20 protein-coding genes are annotated in these 21042 nt (G+C 58.7%); 13 read left to right on the forward strand and 7 right to left on the reverse strand.

Features of this window, described 5'->3' with window-relative positions:
• The first annotated feature begins 107 nt into the window (after positions 1–107).
• The gene (locus tag HMPREF9697_RS03690; RefSeq protein WP_002715807.1) at positions 108–815 is read left to right on the forward strand and encodes a ribonuclease activity regulator RraA; all 708 of its coding nucleotides are present in this window, start codon (positions 108–110) and stop codon (positions 813–815) included.
• 16 nt (positions 816–831) lie between these two features.
• On the opposite strand, the gene HMPREF9697_RS03695 is transcribed toward HMPREF9697_RS03690, so the two are convergent.
• A complete protein-coding gene (locus HMPREF9697_RS03695) occupies positions 832–1056 on the reverse strand; it encodes a hypothetical protein (protein WP_002715808.1) in 225 nt (74 codons plus the stop codon).
• Positions 1057–1210: 154 nt separating this feature from the next.
• On the opposite strand from HMPREF9697_RS03695, the gene HMPREF9697_RS03700 reads away from it, so the two are divergent.
• The 6 genes from HMPREF9697_RS03700 (at position 1211) to HMPREF9697_RS03725 (ending at position 6857) form a co-directional block, all read left to right on the forward strand.
• Positions 1211–1408: a hypothetical protein gene (locus HMPREF9697_RS03700; RefSeq protein WP_002715809.1), complete on the forward strand. Its 198-nt coding sequence runs from the start codon at positions 1211–1213 to the stop codon at positions 1406–1408.
• A gap of 171 nt (positions 1409–1579) precedes the next feature.
• Positions 1580–3817 carry a CHASE2 domain-containing protein gene (locus HMPREF9697_RS03705; protein ID WP_002715810.1) on the forward strand — a complete coding sequence of 746 codons (2238 nt, stop codon included), beginning with the start codon at positions 1580–1582 and terminating at the stop codon, positions 3815–3817.
• 65 nt (positions 3818–3882) lie between these two features.
• Positions 3883–4707, forward strand: a complete 825-nt coding sequence (locus HMPREF9697_RS03710; protein WP_002715811.1) for an MBL fold metallo-hydrolase — start codon at positions 3883–3885, stop codon at positions 4705–4707.
• A 94-nt stretch (positions 4708–4801) separates the two neighbouring features.
• Complete coding sequence (locus tag HMPREF9697_RS03715) at positions 4802–5467, forward strand: Crp/Fnr family transcriptional regulator (RefSeq protein WP_002715812.1); 666 nt, start codon at positions 4802–4804, stop codon at positions 5465–5467.
• Positions 5464–6339: a DUF6537 domain-containing protein gene (locus HMPREF9697_RS03720; protein ID WP_002715813.1), complete on the forward strand. Its 876-nt coding sequence runs from the start codon at positions 5464–5466 to the stop codon at positions 6337–6339. The genes HMPREF9697_RS03715 and HMPREF9697_RS03720 overlap by 4 nt, the downstream gene beginning before the upstream one ends.
• 29 nt (positions 6340–6368) lie before the next feature.
• Entirely contained in the window at positions 6369–6857 is a 489-nt protein-coding gene (locus HMPREF9697_RS03725; protein WP_002715814.1) for a hypothetical protein, read from the forward strand.
• A gap of 6 nt (positions 6858–6863) precedes the next feature.
• Here HMPREF9697_RS03725 and HMPREF9697_RS03730 read toward each other — a convergent pair whose 3' ends face one another.
• Positions 6864–7757 carry a cation diffusion facilitator family transporter gene (locus HMPREF9697_RS03730; protein ID WP_002715815.1) on the reverse strand — a complete coding sequence of 298 codons (894 nt, stop codon included), beginning with the start codon at positions 7755–7757 and terminating at the stop codon, positions 6864–6866.
• Between the two features lie 387 nt (positions 7758–8144).
• Here HMPREF9697_RS03730 and HMPREF9697_RS03735 point away from each other — a divergent pair, with 387 nt between their 5' ends.
• The 5 genes from HMPREF9697_RS03735 (at position 8145) to HMPREF9697_RS03755 (ending at position 16854) form a co-directional block, all read left to right on the forward strand.
• Positions 8145–9317: an efflux RND transporter periplasmic adaptor subunit gene (locus HMPREF9697_RS03735; protein WP_002715816.1), complete on the forward strand. Its 1173-nt coding sequence runs from the start codon at positions 8145–8147 to the stop codon at positions 9315–9317.
• 6 nt (positions 9318–9323) lie between these two features.
• Positions 9324–12488 (forward strand): multidrug efflux RND transporter permease subunit, encoded by a 3165-nt coding sequence (locus HMPREF9697_RS03740; RefSeq protein WP_002715817.1) that lies wholly within the window; start codon positions 9324–9326, stop codon positions 12486–12488.
• 167 nt (positions 12489–12655) lie between these two features.
• Entirely contained in the window at positions 12656–13996 is a 1341-nt protein-coding gene (locus tag HMPREF9697_RS03745) for an ABC transporter substrate-binding protein (protein WP_002715818.1), read from the forward strand.
• Between the two features lie 11 nt (positions 13997–14007).
• Entirely contained in the window at positions 14008–15750 is a 1743-nt protein-coding gene (locus HMPREF9697_RS03750; RefSeq protein WP_002715819.1) for an ABC transporter permease, read from the forward strand.
• Between the two features lie 9 nt (positions 15751–15759).
• A complete protein-coding gene (locus HMPREF9697_RS03755) occupies positions 15760–16854 on the forward strand; it encodes an ABC transporter ATP-binding protein (RefSeq protein WP_002715820.1) in 1095 nt (364 codons plus the stop codon).
• A gap of 18 nt (positions 16855–16872) precedes the next feature.
• On the opposite strand, the gene HMPREF9697_RS03760 is transcribed toward HMPREF9697_RS03755, so the two are convergent.
• From HMPREF9697_RS03760 to HMPREF9697_RS03785, 5 genes are all read right to left on the reverse strand, one after another.
• On the reverse strand, positions 16873–17505 hold the full coding sequence (locus HMPREF9697_RS03760) for a class I SAM-dependent methyltransferase (RefSeq protein ID WP_002715821.1): 633 nt from the start codon (positions 17503–17505) through the stop codon (positions 16873–16875).
• 359 nt (positions 17506–17864) lie between these two features.
• A complete protein-coding gene (locus HMPREF9697_RS03770; RefSeq protein ID WP_002715822.1) occupies positions 17865–18119 on the reverse strand; it encodes a hypothetical protein in 255 nt (84 codons plus the stop codon).
• 147 nt (positions 18120–18266) lie between these two features.
• Positions 18267–18839 carry a hypothetical protein gene (locus tag HMPREF9697_RS03775; protein WP_002715823.1) on the reverse strand — a complete coding sequence of 191 codons (573 nt, stop codon included), beginning with the start codon at positions 18837–18839 and terminating at the stop codon, positions 18267–18269.
• A 75-nt stretch (positions 18840–18914) separates the two neighbouring features.
• Positions 18915–19238, reverse strand: a complete 324-nt coding sequence (locus tag HMPREF9697_RS03780; RefSeq protein WP_002715824.1) for a DUF1634 domain-containing protein — start codon at positions 19236–19238, stop codon at positions 18915–18917.
• Complete coding sequence (locus tag HMPREF9697_RS03785) at positions 19235–20083, reverse strand: sulfite exporter TauE/SafE family protein (protein WP_040307794.1); 849 nt, start codon at positions 20081–20083, stop codon at positions 19235–19237. Before HMPREF9697_RS03785 ends, HMPREF9697_RS03780 begins: the two co-directional genes overlap by 4 nt.
• Before the next feature lie 173 nt (positions 20084–20256).
• On the opposite strand from HMPREF9697_RS03785, the gene HMPREF9697_RS03790 reads away from it, so the two are divergent.
• Positions 20257–21021, forward strand: a complete 765-nt coding sequence (locus tag HMPREF9697_RS03790) for a Crp/Fnr family transcriptional regulator (RefSeq protein WP_002715826.1) — start codon at positions 20257–20259, stop codon at positions 21019–21021.
• Positions 21022–21042: the final 21 nt, after the last annotated feature.

The following is a 21042-nucleotide window of genomic DNA, read 5'->3' on the forward strand; positions in this document are numbered from 1 at the left end:
CTTTATTCGCGAGAAGATTCACCTAGAAGCATTCGCCGGGAGATGCGCTTGACGCGAGCGAAGTGCTTCGCATCATGCCGCCTCTTCATACAAAGGAATTCCAGCCAATGTCGCTGCCCGCCGAGACGGTTCAACTGCTGCAACGTATTTCCACCGCCACTATCACCACAGTGCTTCTGAAGAAGGGGCTGCGTAATGTCTGGATGCGCGGCACGCGCCCGCTTCGGCCGGGGCAGAAGCGGCTCGTCGGCCCTGCCTTCACGCTGCGTTTTGTCCCCGCGCGCGAGGATCTTGCGACGCCGGAATCGTGGTCGAAGCCGATTTCCACCCGCACCGCGATCGAGGCGATGCCGGAAGGCTGTATCGCGGTCGTCGATGCCATGGGGATTACCGACGCCGGCATTTTCGGCGACATCCTGTGCATGCGCATGGCAAAGCGGGGCGTCACCGCGCTCGTTACCGATGGCGTGATGCGTGACGTGGAAGGCGTGCTGGGTACCGGCCTGCCGGTCTGGTGCGACGGCGCGGCGGCTCCGCCGTCGGTCGCGGGCCTCACCTTCGTGAACTGGGGCGAGCCGATAGGCTGCGGCGGCGTCGCGGTGTTTCCGGACGATATCATCGTGGCCGATGAGGACGGCGCAGTCGTGATTCCGCAGGCTTTCCTGCCGCTGATCCTGGAGCAGGGCGAGGAGCAGGAGCGTGTTGAAGCGTGGATCGTCAATGAGGTTCAGCAGGGTGCGCCGTTGCCGGGGCTTTATCCGATGAGCGCCGACACCAAGGCGCGCTACGAGGCATGGAAGAAAACCCAGAAGTAAGCCTTAAAATCTGCCTTCAGTTTTGGCGCTTGCCGGTCTCTGCCGGCCAGCGCCATCCCACGACATGGGCCTCGACCGGATTGCCCGACTCGCAGTTTTCCCAACCGTTGCCGGCCCAACGGCAGGCAAACGGAAGCTGGTAGGTCCCGCTTTTATCCTCGCACAGGACCTGCACCGGCACGCCTGCAGGCGGCGTGCCTTGTTCGCCAAATTCGGAAAGGCGTTGTGAACGGGTTGCCATGGTTCATCTCCCCGGAAGGGAACGGGAGCGGGCGGCTTCTGTTCCGGAACCGGGATTGTTAAAATTCACAAATGCCCTTTTGTTTCGGAGATCGCCGCAAGCCTTGATTTACGTCTCGGCATCGAGACTACCGGCAGCAACACGGAGAACACCGATGTTTGTGCTGATCCTGGGTTTGTTGGGCGCGAGCGGCCTGTTTTATCTGGCTAGCGCGACGCAGCATTCGGGCTGGACCTTGTCGTATGAGGTCTGCCGGCAGGGTGCAATCTTCTGTGATAACCCCCACTGGATTCTGATCGCCGCCGGTATCGCCATCGCGATCGAGATGGTCCGCAGCATGTCGAGGGCGTGAGCTCCCTGAGCATGGGTGCTCGATCGGCTTCCGGCCTTTCCGGGGCGTGGATTTTGCCGGGCCGTGCGGCACCGGGCTGGTGGATTTCGGGACGGGAACCGGACAATATCGGGCGGCGCGCCAAACCTCGCCGGCGGGCCTTCAGCAACCGGGAACCTGACGTCCGCCGCCATGTCCCTTTCACAAAGTACCTTCCGGCGCTCCTTTCGGCTCGCCCGCCGGTTCGGCTACGCCCGAATCCTGTGCCTCGGTCTGCTGGCGTCTCTCGTCGCGCTGCGCGCCATTGATCCGGTACCGCTTGAAGAATTGCGTCTAAGAGTTTTCGATACCTATCAAATTCTTAAACCCCGCAAGGCTCTCGAACGCCCCATCGTGATCGTCGATCTCGATGAAGCGAGCCTTGCCCGGTTTGGTCAGTGGCCATGGTCGCGCACCCTCGTCGCCGATCTGGTGTCGCGGCTGACGGGGGCGGGTGCCGCCGTGATTGCCTTCGATATCGTGTTCGCTGAACCTGACCGGTTGTCGCCATCTCGCGTGGTGGATAGTTTTCGGAATCTCGACGATGCAATGCGCATGCAACTCAAGAGCTTGCCGGATAATGATCAGGTTCTTGCTGAAGTTTTGCGCCGTTCTCCCGTCGTGCTTGGCGAATCCGGTTTGCCGTATCTGACACCGATGCCCGCCGTCGATCTGCCGCCACTCGGCCTTGCCACGCTTGGCGGCGACCCGTCGCCGTATCTCATGAATTTCCCCGGACGGCTGCGTAACACGCCGGTTCTGGAGCAGGCGGCCCCGGGCCGTGGACTTTTCACGATCCGCACCGAACGTGACGGCATCGTCCGGCGCGTCCCGCTCATCATGATGGCGCAGGGCAACCTGATGCCGTCGCTGACCTTCGACATGTTGCGGATTGCGGCGAATGCGAACACGCTTCTCGTCAAGTCGGACGATGCGGGCGTGAAAAGTGTAGGCGTGCCCGGCTTTGAAATCCCCACCGATCCCAACGGCCAGCTCTGGGTCTATTTCAGCAAGCACGATCAGGCGCGTTACGTCTCTGCGGCGGATGTTCTGGACGGCAAGGGCGGCACCGACGTGTTCTCGCGCAAGCTCGTCATCATTGGCACTTCCGCCGTGGGACTTCTGGATGTCAAAACCACGCCGCTCGACCGCGTGATGCCCGGTGTCGAAATCCACGCGCAGGTGCTGGAAAACGTGTTGACGGATTCGGTCCTGTCGCAGCCGAACTACGCATTCGGCGCGGAAATCGTTGCTGCGATGCTGTTCGGTCTTTTGATCGTCTGGCTTGCGCCGGTGTTGAGCCCCGTCGCGTTGTTGCTGTTGGGCGGTACGGTCGCTGCGATGCTCGCGGGTGCATCCTGGTATCTGTTCGCGCGCGAGAAGCTGCTGGTCGATTTCACCTTCCCGCTGCTTGCGAGCGCCGTGGTCTATCTGACGCTGGTATTCAACGGTTATGTGCGCGAGCAAGCACAGCGCCGCCGTATCCGCTCGGCCTTTGGGCAGTATTTGTCCCCCGCTCTTGTGGAACAGCTAGCGCAGGCGCCCGAACGTCTGGTCCTTGGCGGCGAGGAGCGCGAGATGACTGTGATGTTCAGCGACGTCCGCGGCTTCACGACGATTTCCGAATCCTACCGGCACGACCCTCAGGGACTGACGTCGCTGATGAACCGTCTGCTGACGCCGTTGACCGATGCGATCCTCGCACGCAAAGGCACGATCGATAAATACATGGGTGACGCCATCATGGCGTTCTGGAATGCGCCGATTGATGACGCCGAACATGCCGTCAACGCCTGCGAGGCGGCGCTCGACATGCTGGATAAAGTTGATGAACTGAATAAGGAGCGGGCGAAGGAGGCAACCGAGCAGGGCAGGCCGTTTATGCCCTTGAACGTCGGCGTCGGCCTCAACACCGGCCTGTGCGTCGTCGGCAATATGGGGTCGAGCCTGCGATTCGATTACTCGGTGCTTGGCGATAGCGTGAACCTGGCCTCGCGGCTGGAGAGCCAATCGGCAACCTACGGCGTACCCATTATTGTCGGGTCGAAGACAGCGCTGGCCGCAAAGGACAAGCTCGCGATCCTCGAGATGGATCTCGTCACCGTGAAGGGAAAGCAGGAGCCGGAGGTGATCTATGCCATTCTTGGCCGTGCCGATCTCGCGCATTCGGAGCGATTTCAAAAGCTGCGCAATCTGACCATCGATATGATCTGGCGCTATCGCAGCCGTGATTGGGAAGGCGCGCTGAACGCGGCGGAAAAGGCGCGGGCACTTGACGATGGCCGTCGGCTGACGACGCTGTTCGACCTCTACGCCGGACGGATCGAAGCGTTCCGGACAACGCCGCCGTCGCCCGATTGGAATGGCGTTTTTGCGATGACGATGAAATAGATGAAAAACCGCGAGCCTGCCTTGCACCCACCCGATATGATGTTTTGTCCCGTTTGAGCCTGTTGATGATGTCAGATTCCATTACGATCAAATTCTGGGGTGTTCGCGGCAGTATCGCCTGTCCAGGACCGGACACTGCGCGCTACGGCGGCAATACATCCTGCGTCGAAGTTCTTTGCGGCGAAAGCCGAGTGATATTCGATGCCGGCTCCGGCCTGCGCGGGCTTGGCGAGGCACTGGCGGGACAGCCCGGCGAGATCGATCTGTTTTTCAGCCATCTGCACATCGATCATCTAATTGGACTGCCGTTTTTTCAGCCGGCATTTGAAAAAGACAGTCGCCTTCGGCTGTGGGCGGCCGGCCTGAAAGAGGTGGGTGGACTTCGGGCCGCGCTCGACAGATATCTGAGTTTTCCGCTGTTTCCGATCGGTCTCGATGAATTCCGTGCCGGTGTTGCCTTCAATGATTTTTCGCGGGGCGATGTGCTGACGCCTCGCCCGGGTATCGTTCTGCGCACGGCTGCGCTCGATCATCCGGGCGGCGCGACCGGCTATCGGCTGGAATTCAACGGGCGTGTGTTTTGCTATGTGACCGATACGGCGATGGACGCCGAACCTTCCCTCGAAATGCTTGCGCTGGCGAAGGATGCCGATTGTCTCGTCGTAGACGCAACTTATACCGACAGCGAACTGACGAAATACGCGGGCTGGGGTCACGCGAGCTGGCAGCAGAACATTGCATTTGCCGATGCCGCCGGGGTGAAAAACTTGTGTCTGTTTCACCACGCCCCCGAACACGACGACGACGCTCTCAATCGGATCGCGGCCGATGCCGCGCGGATGCGACCGGGAACGGTGATGGCGCGGGAAGGCCTGTCGATCAGGATTTGAGGGCCGAGCGGGGCCGGACTTGAATTGATTTTAGTTTGATGAGATCGGCATCGAACCGATCGCGCTTTGTCTGTGACAAAAGGCTGGTTGGCCCATGGATATCTCAGGTGTTGCTTCGGATATGTCAGGTCTCGCCTCCGGCGCGGGAGGCTTGATCGCGTCGGCATTCGTCGTCGCTGGTTACACCATGCGCACTATGATCCCTCTGCGCATTGTCGGCATCATCACCAATGTGGTGTTTATTCTTTATGCCATGTCGCATCGGAATTATCCGATCGTGGCGCTGCATCTGATTTTGCTGCCGCTGAATATCTATCGTCTGCGCGAAATGCTGGTGCTGGTTCGCAACGTCAAGCGCTCGGTGAGCGGAAACCTGTCCATGAACTGGTTGAAGCCGTTCATGACCGAACGGCGTTGCCAACCGGGTGAAGTGCTGTTCTACAAGCACGAGCGTGCGACGGAGATGTACTACATCGTCAGCGGCCGTTTTCATCTCGTGGAATCGGGCATCGAACTGCCGGTCGGCTCCATCGTTGGCGAGTTCGGTATGCTGTCGCCCGACAATGCACGCACGCAGACGCTGGAGTGCGTGGAGAAGGGCGTGGTTCTCAGCGTCACCTACCAGAAGGTGGAAGAACTTTACGTGCAGAATCCGGAATTCGGATTTTATTTTCTGCGGCTGGTTAGCGCGCGGTTGTTTCAGAATGTCGGCAGGCTCGAAGCGCAAGTCGCGGCACTCAGCGGAAAACCTGCACCATGAGATTGCCCGTCGATTTCAGGCTGCTCAAGGAGCGCTATTTCGGCGAAGCATCGCGCAAGCCCTGGGTCGCGGAAAACCGGCTAGCCGAACTGGCTCCGTATCTGCAGCCGGAAGCGGCGGACATCGTGCAGCGCGCCGTTGCGGCGCTGATGATCTATCAGGATCCGGATTACGCGCTTGTGTATCTCAATCGCGTCGGACGGTATGCCGGGCCGGGCAAGGAGCCCTGCGCATTTCTCGTCTCGCTCGCCCCCCGCATGGATATGCGGATGCGCTATGCAGACCCTCCGAGCGTCGCGCAGGCGACGTTGACGGAGAGCGGGGATGGCAATTCCTCTCCGAGCCGCCGGGCATCCTTCTGCCTCTGCGACTTCGCCGGAATGCTGCCACCGGATGCCGCCGATACGGCTCTCATTGTAATGTCCTACCTGCGGCTCTCAAGGCGGATTGTCGTATTGACGTTCTCCCCTCAAGCCGGATGGAAACGGCGCTGGACCGAAGCTTGGGCGCTGCTGCGCTACGCGCGAAGCTACTCGCGGCGCGCGAAGAGCGAGAACGCCTGGGTCGAGCGATGGTTACACATGATCGACCGCGTCCGGTCCACCCAGCCGGAGGCTGTCATCGAGATGGTGCGAAGCGCGGATATCGTCTGCGGGTCGGGCGCGGATTACCATCGGGACATCGCAAACTGGAATGTGATCGTGGATCGTCTGGTCAAGCCCGTTTGCGACGGGATGATTGCAGCGATTGATCTTGCAGCGGCATTGCGAGTCGTTTTACACGCTGCGGCTGATCGCCCCGAACCTGCGATGCTCGAAGGGCAGATCAATCATCTGATTGCGGCTCAGCCGTCTCGTCTCGAACCCGCGTGATCTTCATGCCAAGCCATTCCGGAGCGCCGATGATATCGTGTCGAGCGGGGATTTTCGCAGCCGCCGTCGCGGCCTGCACTCTGGTGTTGCCGGCGATTGCGCATGCAGACGCCACGTTCAAGCTCAGCCACAATCACCGAATTTCATGCAGTAAGGTGCTGATGCCGGGAAAACGGCAGGTGATCGCGTGCAAATCGTATGCGTATCTGTTCAATACGGTAACGTCGGAATTCTATCGCTGCGGAGTGCAGGTGTCAGTGACGCGCGATGTTTCGACTGTTCTCGGAGCGGATGGCAGCGGCGGTTGCCAACTCAAGACGAAGGTGTTTCCCGACAATTCCAGTTATGATTTCGATGCTGTCGAAACCGAGCCGCCGAACACCAATGCGTTCTTCGGCAATGGTGGCACGGCGATCTGGGCGGCCGATGTCACCACGCGCAAGGTCAGGGCTTGTATCGAACTTGGCGCCGGTGTGTCCCCGCCGGTTCTCAGATGCGTGGACATGACCTTCGAGTAACGCCGTCTATCCGACGACCGGCACGCCGCCAGGATGCTTGGCTTTTTCTTCGGGCTCGACATGAATCGAGATCATGATGTCGGAAATCTCTTTCCGCAGCGCGGCCTCGATCTTGTCGCACAGCATGTGTGATTCCGAGACCGTCATGTTGCCCGGAACGACGAGATGGAAGTCGATGAAGATCGCACGGCCCGCCTGACGGGTGCGGAGGTCGTGCGCCTCGAGCGCGCCTTCGGCGTGAGAGGAAATGATCTCTCGGATCTTGGCGAGCGTTTCTTCCGGTACGACTTCATCCATCAACCCGCCGACGGAGGACCGCATCAGCTTCCACCCAGCCCACAGGATGTTGACTGCGACCATTGCGGCAATAAGCGGGTCCAGAAACGGCTGATTGGTCAGCCACACCAGTGCAACACCGACGAGAACGCCGGCTGAAGTGACAACGTCGGTCCATAGATGTTTGGCGTCGGCGATCAGAGCCGGAGAGCGGAGCCTTTTTCCTGCCTTGAGCAGAATGAAATACCACGCCGCATTGATGCTGCTTGCTGCCGCATTGATAAGCAATCCCTTGAGGGGCGCCTCAAGCGGTCTGGGCTGAAGGAATCCGCGATAGGCTGCGTAGAAAATCGCCAGTGCGGCAGCGAGGATCAGAACGCCTTCCGCAATGGCAGATAGATATTCGGCCTTCTGGTGACCGTAGGGATGATTGGCGTCGGGCGGCGTTGCGCTGACGCGCACCGCGATGAAAGCAGCCACCGCGGTCGCGACGTTGAGGATGCTCTCCAGGGCATCCGAATAGAGCGCCACGCTGCCGGTGACGTAATAAGCAGCGTATTTCAACGCCAGCACGAGACAGCCGACCACAATGCTGCCGGCTGCTAATTTAAGGGATGTGCCCATGGAACCACGCGGGATTTGATCTTTGGTGCTTAAGGGAACAGCTGCGGCCGATCAACGCGGATGTTTGCTGACGCCAATCATTCGCAGGCTTTGAGCGCAATAATCGGTGCATAGCGCCGCTGGTCGGATAACGATCCATCCTCCGGTTCGGAGAATAGAATGTTGCTGATTTTGATGCCTGGCAGATCGGCCGCGTTGATGCGTGGGTAGGGAACCTGACAAGGATTTAATCCGGCATTATGCGGATGTTTTATCTCCGCTTAACTCGTGACTGATTCCATATGTCGCAGCTGATAAAGCGGCGATTTATCGCATTGCCACAAAGATGCTGCATTGCGATTTCAACGCTGCTTACACCGCATCTGCCATTGGGGAATCTCTCTGCACATGACGAATCGCATCGTCGCAATCGCCTGTCTGATCGTTGGAAGTGCCTTCTTGAGCGGTTGTGACGATCCCGCGCCAGCGGTGGCCAAAAGCGCGCCGCCCGAAGTCTCCATCGTACGCGTGAAGCCGGAGCCGTTTACGGTGGTCCGCGAGCTTCCGGGTCGCATCGCTTCGGTGCGCGTCGCGGAAGTGCGCCCGCGCGTATCCGGAATCATCGTGGAGCGGTTGTTCCGGCAGGGCAGCGACGTCGAAGCGGGCGACGTACTCTATAAGATTGATCCTCGACCGTTCGAGGTCGAGGTCATGGCGCAGGAAGCGGCACAAGCCAAGGCCGAGGCCGTGCTCGACCAAGCCGCCAAGCAGGCGCATCGTATTGCGACGTTGGCCTCGCAGCATGTCGCTTCCGAGGCAGAGAATGAAAAGACCATCGCAGCCAGGCGTCAGGCGGAGGCGGACCTTGCCGCACGCAAGGCCGAGGTCGCACGCGCGAAACTCAATCTCGACTATGCAACCATCCGTGCGCCGATCAAGGGCCGGATCGGCGCGGCGCTGGTGAGCGAAGGCGCGCTCGTCACCGCCAACGATACCACCAATCTCGCCACCATCCGGCAGTTGGACCCGATCTACGCCGACTTCACCCAATCGGCCGGCGATCTGATCAAGCTGCGCGAAGCGCTCGACCGAGGCGATCTTGAGCAGGTGAGCGAGGGCGCGGCCAAGGTCCGGCTGATCGTCGACGGCCGGAAGTATCCGCTCGATGGTAAGCTTCTCTTCTCCGAGGCCAAGGTGGATGCCAGCACCGGACAGGTGACGTTGCGCGGCGAATTCCCAAACCCGAATGGCGAATTGCTGCCAGGCATGTACGTGCGTGTCCTGCTCGATCAGGGCGTCGATACCGACGCGATCGCGATTCCCGAGCAGGCTGTTCAACGCGGCGCGAACGGCAGCAGCGAAGTCTATGTCGTGAAGCCCGACGGTCGCGTTGCGAAGCAGCCGATCCGCACTACCGATCTGCAGGACGGCAAATGGCTGGTGAGCGAGGGCCTGAAAGCTGGCGACCATGTGGTGGTCGAAGGCTTCCAGAAATTTGTCGCGGGTGACGTGGTGACGCCGGTTCCGGCCGACGGCACGAAGGTGAGCGCTGAAGCGGCTTCGCAGCCGACATTCAACTAGCGCCCAATGCCAGCCTTTTTCATTGAACGCCCGATTTTCGCATGGGTGGTCGCGCTTTTCATCTGTTTGATCGGCGCGATCTCCATTCCTTGGCTTGCGGTCGCGCAGTATCCCATCATTGCGCCGCCGTCGATCTCGATCAGCACGAGCTATCCCGGTGCCTCGCCGGAGGAGCTTTACAACAGCGTCACGCGGCCGATCGAAGAAGAACTCAACGGCGCATCCGGCATCCTGAATTTCGAATCCACCAGCGACTCGCTCGGACAGGTGGAGATCATCGCGAACTTCCAGCCGGGAACGGATACCACGACGGCATCCGTCGACGTCCAGAACCGCATCAAGCGCGTCGAGGCGCGATTGCCGCCGACGGTGATCCAGCAGGGAATTCTTGTCGAGGAAGCCTCGAGCGCGGTGCTTCAGATCATCACCCTGCGCTCGACCGACGGTAGCCTCGACGAGGTTGGGCTCGGTGACTTCATGGTCCGGAACGTCGTCGGTGAGATCCGCCGCATTCCGGGTGTCGGCCGCGCCACGCTGTATTCGACCGAGCAATCGCTACGCATCTGGGTCGATCCGGAAAAGCTGGTTGGTTTCAATCTGACCTCTGATGACGTGACCAAGGCCATCACGGCACAGAACGCGCAGGTCGCTTCCGGCAGCCTCGGCGCTGAGCCCGCTGTGTCCGGCCAGAAAGTCTCGGCGCTCGTTCTGGTCAAGGGGCAGCTCAGTACGCCGGACGAATTCGGCTCCATCGTGCTGCGCGCGAATGCTGATGGCTCGATCGTACGGCTGCGCGATGTCGCCCGCATCGAGATCGGCGGGATGGGCTATCAGTTCACCACGCGCTTGAACGGCAAGCCGACGGCGGGCCTGTCGGTGATGCTGGCGCCGAGCGGCAACGCGCTCGCGACCGCGGCGGCGGTGAAGGCAAAGATGGAGGATTTGTCGAAATTCTTCCCGGCCAACGTCGCTTATGACATTCCCTACGACATCACACCTGTGGTCAAGGCGGCTATCGAGAAGGTGTTGCACACGCTGATCGAAGCCGTGGTGCTGGTGTTCTTCGTGATGTTCCTGTTTCTGCAGAACATTCGCTACACGTTGATCCCGACCATCGTGGTGCCCGTTGCATTGCTCGGCGCGTGCGCGACGCTGTTGCTGGCTGGCTATTCAATCAACATGCTGACGCTATTCGCCATGGTGATGGCGATCGGCATTCTTGTGGACGATGCCATCGTCGTCGTCGAGAACGTCGAACGCATCATGACCGAGGAGGGGCTACCGCCGAAGGAGGCGACCCGCAAGGCGATGACGCAGATCACAGGCGCCATCGTCGGCATCACGCTGGTGCTGATGGCGGTGTTCGTACCGATGGCGTTCTTCCCCGGATCGGTCGGCATCATCTACCGGCAGTTCTCGATCACGATGGTTGCGGCGATCGGCTTCTCGGCCCTGATGGCGCTATCGCTCACGCCGGCGCTGTGCGCGACTCTGCTGAAGCCTGCGAAGGGTGGCCACGGTGCGCCGAAGAAGGGTATCTTCCGCTGGTTCAACGATACGCTGGATGCTTCGCGCGGTCATTACGTCAAGACTGTGGGCTGGTCGTTGAAGCGTAAGGGCCGCGTGATGCTGGTCTATCTGGCGCTTGTGGGCGGCGTGGCGTTCGCGTTCTCGCGGATGCCGGGTGGCTTTTTGCCCATCGATGATCAGGGTTTCATCACGGTGGATGTGCAGACGCCGTCGGATTCGTCGTTCGCGCGTACCAAGGCGGCCGTTGAGCGCGTCGAGAAATATCTGGAGACCCGCGCTGGAATCCAAGATGTGACCTTTCTGACAGGATTCAGCTTCCTTGGGCAGGGCATCAACACAGCGCAGGCTTTTATCACGCTGAAGGATTGGTCGGAGCGCGGAGCGAAGGATTCGGCGGAGGCTATCGTCAACGACATCAACGCGCATATGGGAAATGTGCGCGACGCGAAGATCACCGCGCAGCAACCCCCGCCGATCGACAATCTCGGCAATTCCAGCGGCTTCAGTTTCCGCCTGCAGGATCGTGGGCAGAAGGGATATATCGCGCTGCTCGAGGCCGCGAGGAAACTCGTCACCGACGCCAACGCAAGCCCGATCCTGCAGAAAGTCTATGTTGAGGGACTGCCTGAGGGACCGGTCGTCAATCTCATGGTGGATCGCGAGAAAGCGAGCGCCTTCGGCGTTTCCTTCGCTGACGTCAACAACACGATTTCTACCAATCTCGGTTCGGCCTACATCAACAATTTCCCGAACAAGGGACGGATGCAGCGCGTGATTGTGCAGGCAGATGCGATGGATCGCATGAACCCCGCCGATATTCTCAAGTATAACGTCAAGAATAGCAGCGGCGATCTGGTGCCGCTGTCGTCATTCGCCAGCATCCAATGGGGCAAGGGGCCTTCGCAGATCGTCGGCTTCAATTATTACCCCTCGGTCCGCATCAGCGGCGAAGCGCGTGCGGGCTATACCAGCGGTGACGCCATCACCGAGATGGAACGTCTGGCCGGGCTTCTGCCCCGCGGCTTTGGTTACGAGTGGAGCGGCCAGTCGTTGCAGGAGAAACTCTCCGGCTCGCAGGCGCCGCTGTTGCTGGCGCTGTCGATCCTGGTCGTCTTCCTGTGTCTTGCCGCGCTCTATGAGAGTTGGACCATTCCGGCGGCGGTGCTTCTGACCATTCCGCTCGGCGTATTCGGATCGGTGCTTGCCTCGTCGATGCGGGGATTGCCGAACGGCGTCTACTTCACCGTCGGCCTCATTACGATTATTGGCCTCGCGGCGAAGGATGCGATCCTCATTATCGAGTTCGCCAAGGATCTTCGCGAGCAGGGCAAATCTCTTTTGGCCGCGACGATGGAAGCCTGCAGCCTGCGCTTCCGTCCGATCCTGATGACCGGCTTTGCATTCGTATGCGGCGTGCTGCCGATGGTTGTCGCGCAGGGGGCGGGCAGCCTCAGTCAGCAGGCGCTCGGAACTGGCGTTATGGGCGGTATGATCGCCGTGGTCATTCTCGCTCTGTTGATGGTGCCGGTCTTCTTCGTCTTCATACAGGGACTGTTTTCAAAGTCCCCGGAAGGCGTGCGAGACGATGCCAAGGCGTCGCCCGAGACTGCCGCGATGTCCTCGCCTCAGCCTCATCCCTGATCACAAATCCTTTTCAGTGAGACGATATAAAATTGTCGATGGCGGATTTGTAGCCGCCGTCGTTTCATTGCGGTGCAATAATCGAAAGGTCTACTGTTCATTCGCCGAAGCTAATATTACAGTTTTGTGACAGTGCCGATATAAGGCCAATATTTTCAGGGGGCATGATGGTGAAACGCATTCAGCTAGCGAAGGTTTTTGCAGCAGCTTTGGTGTTTGGATGGCCCGCCGCCGCCAACGCGCAAGCAATCTCGGGAAAAGTGAGCGTCGTCACGTCCTATGCGAAGGATCTCACAGATCCGATCAAGAAAGCCTTCGAGGCAGCCAATCCTGGCGTCACGCTGGATGTGCAGAACCGCAATACCCATGCGGGCGTCAAATTCCTGGAAGAGACCAAGTCCAACAATCAGGTCGATCTGTTCTGGGCGTCCGCGCCGGATGCTTTCGAGGCGCTGAAGGCGAAATCGCTGCTGCAGGCCTACAAGCCGAAAGCCACCGGCATTCCTGAAAAGATCGGGCAGTTCCCGATCAACGATCCAGACGGTTACTATTTCGGCTTCGCCGCGTCCGGCTACGGCATCATGTGGAACGAGCGTTATGTGAAGGCCAACAAGCTGCCCGAGCCGAAGGAATGGGAGGATCTCGCGGCGGCGGTCTATTACGATCACGTCTCGATGGCGGCGCCCTCGCGTTCCGGCACCACCCATCTCACCATTGAGACGATCCTGCAGGGCGAAGGTTGGGCCAAGGGCTGGGCCACTCTACGTGATGTGTCCGGCAATTTCCGCGAGGTCACCGAGCGTTCGTTCGGCGTGCCGGATGCGGTCAACTCAGGTCAGGTCGGCTACGGCATCGTCATCGATTTCTTCGCATTCTCGTCGCAGGCAACGGGCTTTCCCGTGAAGTTCGTTTATCCGAGCGTGACCGCGATCGTGCCGGCGAACATCGCCATCGTCGCGAATGCGCCGAACAAGGCGGCCGCGCAGGCATTCATCGAGTTCTTGCTATCGCCGGCCGGCCAGAACCTGCTGTTCGATCCGGGCATCCGCCGTCTGCCGGTCAACCCCGCAGTGTATGATAAGGCGCCGGCAGGCTATCCCAACCCGTTCAAGGACCCGCGTCTGAACTCGATGGTGAAATTCGACGTCAAGAAGTCGGAATCGCGCAATGATGTGGTCGACGCGCTGTACGACCAGACGGTTACCTTCCAGCTCGCAGACTTAAAGCAGACCAAGAAGGCGATCGACACGGCGGCTGCCGCTCTTGCGAAGAAGCCAAATCCCAAGGGTGACGCGCTTCTGAAGGAAGCACGAAACCTGATGGGCGCCGTGCCCCTTACCGAGGAACAGGTGTCGTCTCCGGAAATCGTCGGCGCGTTCTCTGGCGGCAAGAAGAAGGAGAAGGGCGCGCGGCAGGCTGAATTGGAGCAGCAGTGGGCGTCCTTCGCGAAGGATCACAATGCGCAGGCTCGTGCCAAGGCCGACGAAGCCCTGAAGCTCGCCAAGTAATCGTCACACACATGACGGCGATCGGTTTACATAACAACCGGCGCGGGACATTCGTGTCCCGCGCCTTCAGTGGCGCGACGTGGGGTCAGGTCAGCATTGCCTTGTTGATCCTGGCTTTTTTGCTTGCGTTCCTTGTCTGGCCGGTGGCGACTGTCGTCTGGGTGGCATTCACGGAAAAGGGCAGCGGCGCTTTCACCTTTGCCAACTTCGTCGATTTCTTCAGGACTGACCTGTTCATCCGGTCGTTCTGGAATTCACTGTACGTCTCGGCGATGGCAGTGATCGGCGCGTCGGTTCTGGCGATGCCGCTGGCCTACTTCACTTCGCGCTTTGCGTTTCGCGGCGCTGGATTGATCCAGATTCTCGGCTTTCTTCCGCTTATCATGCCGCCGTTTGTCGGCGCCGTGGCGCTGCAACTGTTTTTTGGCCGTAACGGCACGGTCAATTTGCTGCTCGACGACTGGTTCGGTTTCAAGCTCGCCTTCATGGAAGGCCTGAATGGAGTCATCTTCGTCCAGTCAATCCATTATTTTCCATTCATTCTCATCAATCTGTCGGCGGCGCTGCGCAATGTCGACCGCTCGATGGAGGAGGCTGCACAGAATCTGGGGTCGCATGGATTCCGGCTGTTTCGGCGCGTCGTGTTTCCGCTCGCGTTGCCAGGCTACGTCGCGGGTGCGTCGCTCGTGTTCGTCAAGGTATTCGACGATCTTGCGACGCCGCTGCTGCTGAACGTCAAGGACATGCTCGCGCCGCAAGCCTATCTGCGCGTCACCTCGATCGGCATCGCCGATCCGATGGGATATGTGATTTCCGTGGTGCTGATCGTGGCGTCGGTCGCTTCAATGTGGGTCTCGTCTCTCGCCACCCGCAACATCGACTATGCTACGACCCAGCGCGGCGGCGGTGGCATCGCCAAGCGAAAGCTGCGGCCATGGGAAATGGCGCTGGTTTATGTCGTGCTCTCTCTCATCATCCTGCTGGTGCTGGCGCCGCATTTTGGCCTGTTGCTGCTGTCGTTCGCGACCATCTGGTCGTTCTCGCCTCTGCCGGACGGCTACACTGTCGCACATTACGCGCGGGTGTTCGGTGAAAGCTCGATCTACATCAAGAACACGCTGCTCTATGCTTCGCTTGCCGGTTTGATTGACATCGTGATTGGAACGGCGATCTCGTATCTTGTGCTGCGGACAAAACTTATCGGCGTGCGGGGCTTGGATCTGCTGGCAACCGCTGCGCTTGCGATTCCTGGTGTCGTGCTCGGTATCGGTTATCTGCGCGCGTTCTACGGCATTCCGTTGTGGGACGGAACACCGCTGGCCTCGCTCTGGGTGGTCATCGTGATCGCTCTGGCGATCAGGCGTCTGCCTTATGCGTTGCGGGCCTGTTACGCGGCGCTTCAGCAGATTTCGTCCTCGCTCGAGGAGGCGGCCGAAAATCTCGGGGCGACCAAGGCCAGCACCGTTCGCCGCATCGTGGTGCCGCTGATGACTGGCGGATTGGTCGCGGGCTTCATAACAAGTTTTGCGACGGCGGCAGTCGAGTTGTCCGCCACGCTGATGCTGGTGCAGGCGAACCAGGACGCGCCGCTCGCTTATGGGCTTTACGTTTTCATGCAATCGGCCGCCGGTCGCGGGCCTGGTGCGGCGCTCGGCGTCATCGCCGTGGTGATCGTCGCGCTCAGCACTGTCGCATCGCAGTATGTGATCGAACGCGACCGCCGCACCAAGGCCGGCAGCACGCCGAACGAATAGGGGACACTCTTGGCAGACACGAACACGCAGCACCCCGGATTGACGGTCAAGGCGCTCGATCTGAAGATCGACGATATCAGCGCGGCCTATGGCGACAATGTTGTTCTCGACGGGATCAATCTCGACATCCAGCCGGGGGAATTCTTCGCGCTGCTCGGCCCCTCCGGGTGCGGCAAGACCACGCTGTTGCGGTTGATCGCGGGCTTCGCCGATGCGCGTCATGGCCGGATCGTGGTCGGCGGCAAGGAGATTTCGCATCTCCCGCCGTGGAAGCGCGATGTTGGCATGGTGTTTCAGTCCTATGCGCTGTGGCCGCATATGACGGTCGGAGAGAATGTTGCCTTCGGGCTTCGCGAGCGGCGCCTGCCGCGCGCTGAGATCAAGAAACGTGTGGATGCGGCACTGGCCTTTGTCGGATTGACAAGCCAGATTGATCGCCGTCCGTCGCAACTTTCCGGCGGACAACAGCAGCGCGTGGCGCTGGCGCGAACGATCGCCATCGAACCGAAGATCCTTCTGCTCGACGAACCGCTGTCGAATCTGGATGCGAAATTGCGCGTGCAGGTGCGCCGTGAGTTGCGCGCGCTACAGAAATCGCTCGGTCTGACCACCGTGATCGTGACGCACGATCAGGAGGAGGCCAATACGATCTGCGATCGCGTCGCTGTCATGAATGAAGGCAAGGTCCAGCAGGTCGGCACGCCGACCGAACTGTACGAACGTCCTGTCAATCTGTTTGTCGCGCAGTTTCTCGGGACAGCGAATGTCGTCGAAGGCAAGATGACGGGCGCTGGGTTTCAGTCGGATCTCGGCATTGTGCTGCCGCTGCCGAAGGGCGTCGACGTGAAACCGAATGCGAAACCGGTTTTCCGCCCGCAAGACACTATGCTGATACCGAGGGGGCAGTCGGGCGAAGCCAGTCCGTCGATGCCGGGCGAGATCGTCGAGCGGGAATTTCTCGGCAGCACGATCCGCTATGGTGTGAAAGCAGGATCGAGCCATATCTGGATCGACGCTCCGTTCCGTTCAGGATCGTCGTTGATGGAGATAGGCGACGCGGTCGATGTCACGGTGCCGGTCGAACGGCTGTTATGGCTCGCGTGACTTAACCCGTCTCCGCGCCTATCCGGCGTCGGGATTGAATCTGAATACGTTGAATTGGAACGATTGCTCGAATTGTCCGGGTGTTAAATGCTTGTGGTGTTTGCTGGCCACGAGCTCGAATTCCAGCCCGAGCTGCTTTTGAAGTAGGCTTGAATCATAACGCATTACGGGAAGTCCGCTGCAGTATTCCGGTCCATCGAGTGCGAACGTGCCGATGATCGCATGGCCGCCGGGTTTGAGAGACGATTTCAGTCTTTCGATATAGGCACAGATATCGTTCGGCTTAGTCAGAAAGTGGAGCGCCGCTCGATCGTGCCAAATATCGAACGCGGTCGCGGGCGTCCAGCGCGTCACGTCGGCAACGATCCACTCGACACGCCTTGCATCGTTGCCAATTCGCTTCTGCGAAGCCTCGAGCGCAGCTTCCGAAATGTCCAGAACGGTAATCCGTTCAATTCCTGCGGCGAGCAGGTGATCGACGAGGCACGACGACCCGCCACCGATATCGATGATCGATGTGTCCTGGTTGATGCCGATATCGTGAAGCAATTCCAGAGAGGGAGAAGGTGTGGTTTGAAACCAACTCACTTCATCTGACGATTTTTGCTGATAGACCGATTGCCAGTGATCTCTGGCGGATACGCTGTTCATTGCAGGTATTTCTTCGTTTTGTGACGAATCTGAATTTAGCTCAAAACAAAAAATCATGACGGATTATTTGTTGGGCTTCTTGTGTGCGCTTTTCTTCAAGGCGTTCTTCAGATCGAGCGGCACTTCGTGCCTTGTCAGGAGGTCCGAAATGGCCTCGTCGGCAAGCTCCTGTATCGTCGCCATCCTTTCGCGACCCAGAACCGTCAGTTCCTAGAACGTGTTTTGGTCAAACTCGATAAGCTTTCTCATCGATGGTGTTTTTTCCGTTTCATAATAAGACCACGCTGTCTGAGTGAACAACATGCATCTCGCCCGGCGCTCCAAGGAGGCCGGGCTTTCACTTTCCGGCACAAACCGGTTCACATGCGATCTTCCTTCTTCTTCGTATGTTTTTTCATGTGCTTGTGTGGGGCTGTCGCTGCGCCGGTTGTCATACCCTTGCTGCTCATGCTCGCATGGGGCATGCCTGCGCCAGGTGATCTCGACATGTCATTCGACGAGCCCGCAGCAGGCGGATTCGGCACAATCGTGTCACCTTGAGGAGTTCCCGCCTGGGCGAATGCGCTTGCCGATGTCATCGATAGCAAGGCTGCCGCAACCAAAAGCTTTCTCATGTCCGTTTCTCCGGTTCGAGGGGCGTAATTCAATCACCGGCCGGGCACGACGTTCCGAAAGCGGAAACAAATCTGCTTGAGCAGATTAAGGGGCAAGGCTGGCCCGACGGGGGCACCAGCAGGTTCAAATTGTGCGTTTAGTCATCGTCACGCAGCGTCCATCGGTTCGCTGTTCATCACTTCAATCTCGACGTGCCGCGCATGCATTCCACGCATAGGCATCAGCGCGCCTATTCCGCCTTCAAAGCGGAACAGCATCGCGACTTCGGGAGCGACCGGCCTGGCGATTTCTACTTTTGGGAGCTGAAGCATCTGCCGGATGTACGGTAGATAAAAATTGGCCGCGCCAATGGTGGTGGACACATCATGTTCTGAGTTGGATTGGCCGGTGTTGCCACATGCCTCGCATCCGCAGTTCCAATCGGGACACAAGTGAATGTTGCCGCGGCCATCGCAAACGGGACACCTATCCAGCGGAGCCAGCAGGCGCGGCAGTTTGAAAGAAGGAGCCTGATACGTTGTTATTTCCGCGTCTTTCAGTGGTGCCTCGGGATCTTTAACCGGGAAATCGGCTGGTGCAGCATCAACATCGAAACGCCTGTCGATGCGGACGATGATGTGTCCGTTCGTGGCGTAAGTGAAGGCGCCCACCGTAAACGGCTTGGTCAGGTAGTATCGATCGTTATCGCGGCTGCAAAACGCCTCAAGATCGATTCTCATGATCAAATCCCTTGTCTTCGATACTCTTGCCGCACCGAAAGAAACCCGTCGTTCCCTTCACCGTTCGCGCTGCTCCTAATACAGCCCCATGCTCACGGCCGCGCTCATTGCAATAATGAGCAGAACGAGAAATCCGATAAGTGCAAATACAAAATCGAGTTGTTTGATAAATGCGATCGTCATTACTGAGACTCTCGCAATAGGGAGAAAAAGGAAAAGGGCGATTCCAATGTTGATTAGTCGCGTGCTCAATATCGAATTTGATGAGGTGAATGAGATCGTCATGCCGGACGCGATAATCGCGCATGCGGCCATCGTTCCCCAACTGAGAAGGTTAGCGAGAAACGTTTCCAGATTTTTGCGTCCAAAGAAATCGGAAGTGTCATTTTCCTGATTCATAGTTCGCCCCCAAGAGCCAGCAAGGTCATTTGAAAGGCCAATGCAACAAGCACGACGACGAAGAAGAGGCGGGTTCTTTCCCCTGAAAGGGACATGAGCAGTTTTCCACCAAGCACGGCGCCCAGCACCGAGCCTAGTGCTATGGGGGCTGCAAGCCCTGGATGAATGTCGCCGCGGACAAAATAAGCGGCGGCGCTTGCCGCAGCTGTTACACCGATCATGAAATTCGATGTGGCCGATGATACTTTGATCGGAAGGCGTAAGGCGGCATCCATCGCTGGGATTTTCAGAACGCCGCTTCCTATGCCCAGCAGCGCGGACAGCAGGCCGGCTCCATACATAAATCCAAGGCCGAGCGGGACGCGTTGAACGCGATACTGAATTGTTCCCCCATCTTGAGATGGATAGCTGGAATGCAGCCGTAGCAATGTGGCCACATCTCGCATGGCAGCCGAGTTTATCGTTTCAGCAATGTCTTGTCGCTTGGCCAGCATCTGTTTTGCTGAAACGATGAGAATAAAGGCAAAGAGGCCATAGAGAATCTGGTTTGAGAGCAAGCCGCTTAATGCAACGCCGCTTAGAGCTCCAATCGTCGTGGCTACCTCCAATACGATAGCAACACGGATGTTTGTGAACCCGTCGCGGAGGAAAGGGGCAGCGCTGGCGCAAGAACACGCAATAACGGAGACCAGGGACGCCGCAATGGCGAGATGAACATTGAGGCCGAACGCCGTGGTCAGGATGGGCACAATGAAAATTCCACTCGCCATCCCTAGAGCGCCGCCCAAGGCGCTTGCTCCGAGTGACGTAAGGAATAGCAGTGCTGAGAGGCCGCTATTTACCATGCGTAATGTCCGCGATATGACGACGATGCTTTGGATCGCCGCCTTGAGAGGTGGGAATCCGCAGCTTCTTGGTACGGGGTGACGAACATTCCGGATAGGCAATATATTGCCGATCTGGTGAGATAGATCGGCCTGATGTGTGGTGCGCTCTCTATGAAAGAGGAAAGTGGCGCATGAACGAGAGATCGAAATCTTCAGCAAGGGGAGCCTCGGAGAAGCCTGCCGGGGCAATGCTGATGCCGATGGATCGCATCGGCCGTTCAGGGCCACCGCCGATCTTCCGCAACTTGACGCCTTCCGAAGTTGAATCGATTGTTCAGGAAAGCAAGCAACTGATTATCTATCGGGGCGAGTCTCTCTTTAAACAAGGTGCGCCACAGGACGGCATCTACGTTGTAGAAACCGGGCGCATCAAGGTATTTTACGTTGATCCGTCGGGACGTGAAATCACGCTTGCATACTGGCACAGTGGAAATTTCGTCGGCGGGCCCGATGTATTCGAGGGTGGCAATCACGTTTGGTCCGGAAAGGCCTCGCAAAATAGCCGGCTTCTCCACATTCCCGGCGTCACGCTTCGCAAAAAGGTGAAAGACATTCCCTCGCTTGCGATCAATGTGATCGAAGGTCTGAGCTTTAAGGGACGATGCTACTCCGCGCTGGCGCAAATGCTTGGCACGAATTCTCCAGCTCAACGTCTGGCCTATCTCATTTCGCACCTTGGCGACCTTTATGGCCTCGATGGACCTGAAGGCAGGATGATTGAAGCGCAATTTTCACATGCCGCGCTTGCTGGCATGATCGGCGTAACGAGACAGGCGGTGACGACAAATTTAAAGCGCTTCGCAGAGCTTGGGATCATTGCGTTAGATTCGGCAGGGATCATCGTGAAGAAGCCCCACGTCCTTGACGAGATTAAGAGCGGATTTTCCAGCTTCTAAAGTCGCTAGGCTGATCGGACA

Source organism: Afipia felis ATCC 53690, from assembly GCF_000314735.2.
GTDB classification, from domain to species: Bacteria; Pseudomonadota; Alphaproteobacteria; order Rhizobiales; family Xanthobacteraceae; genus Afipia; species Afipia felis.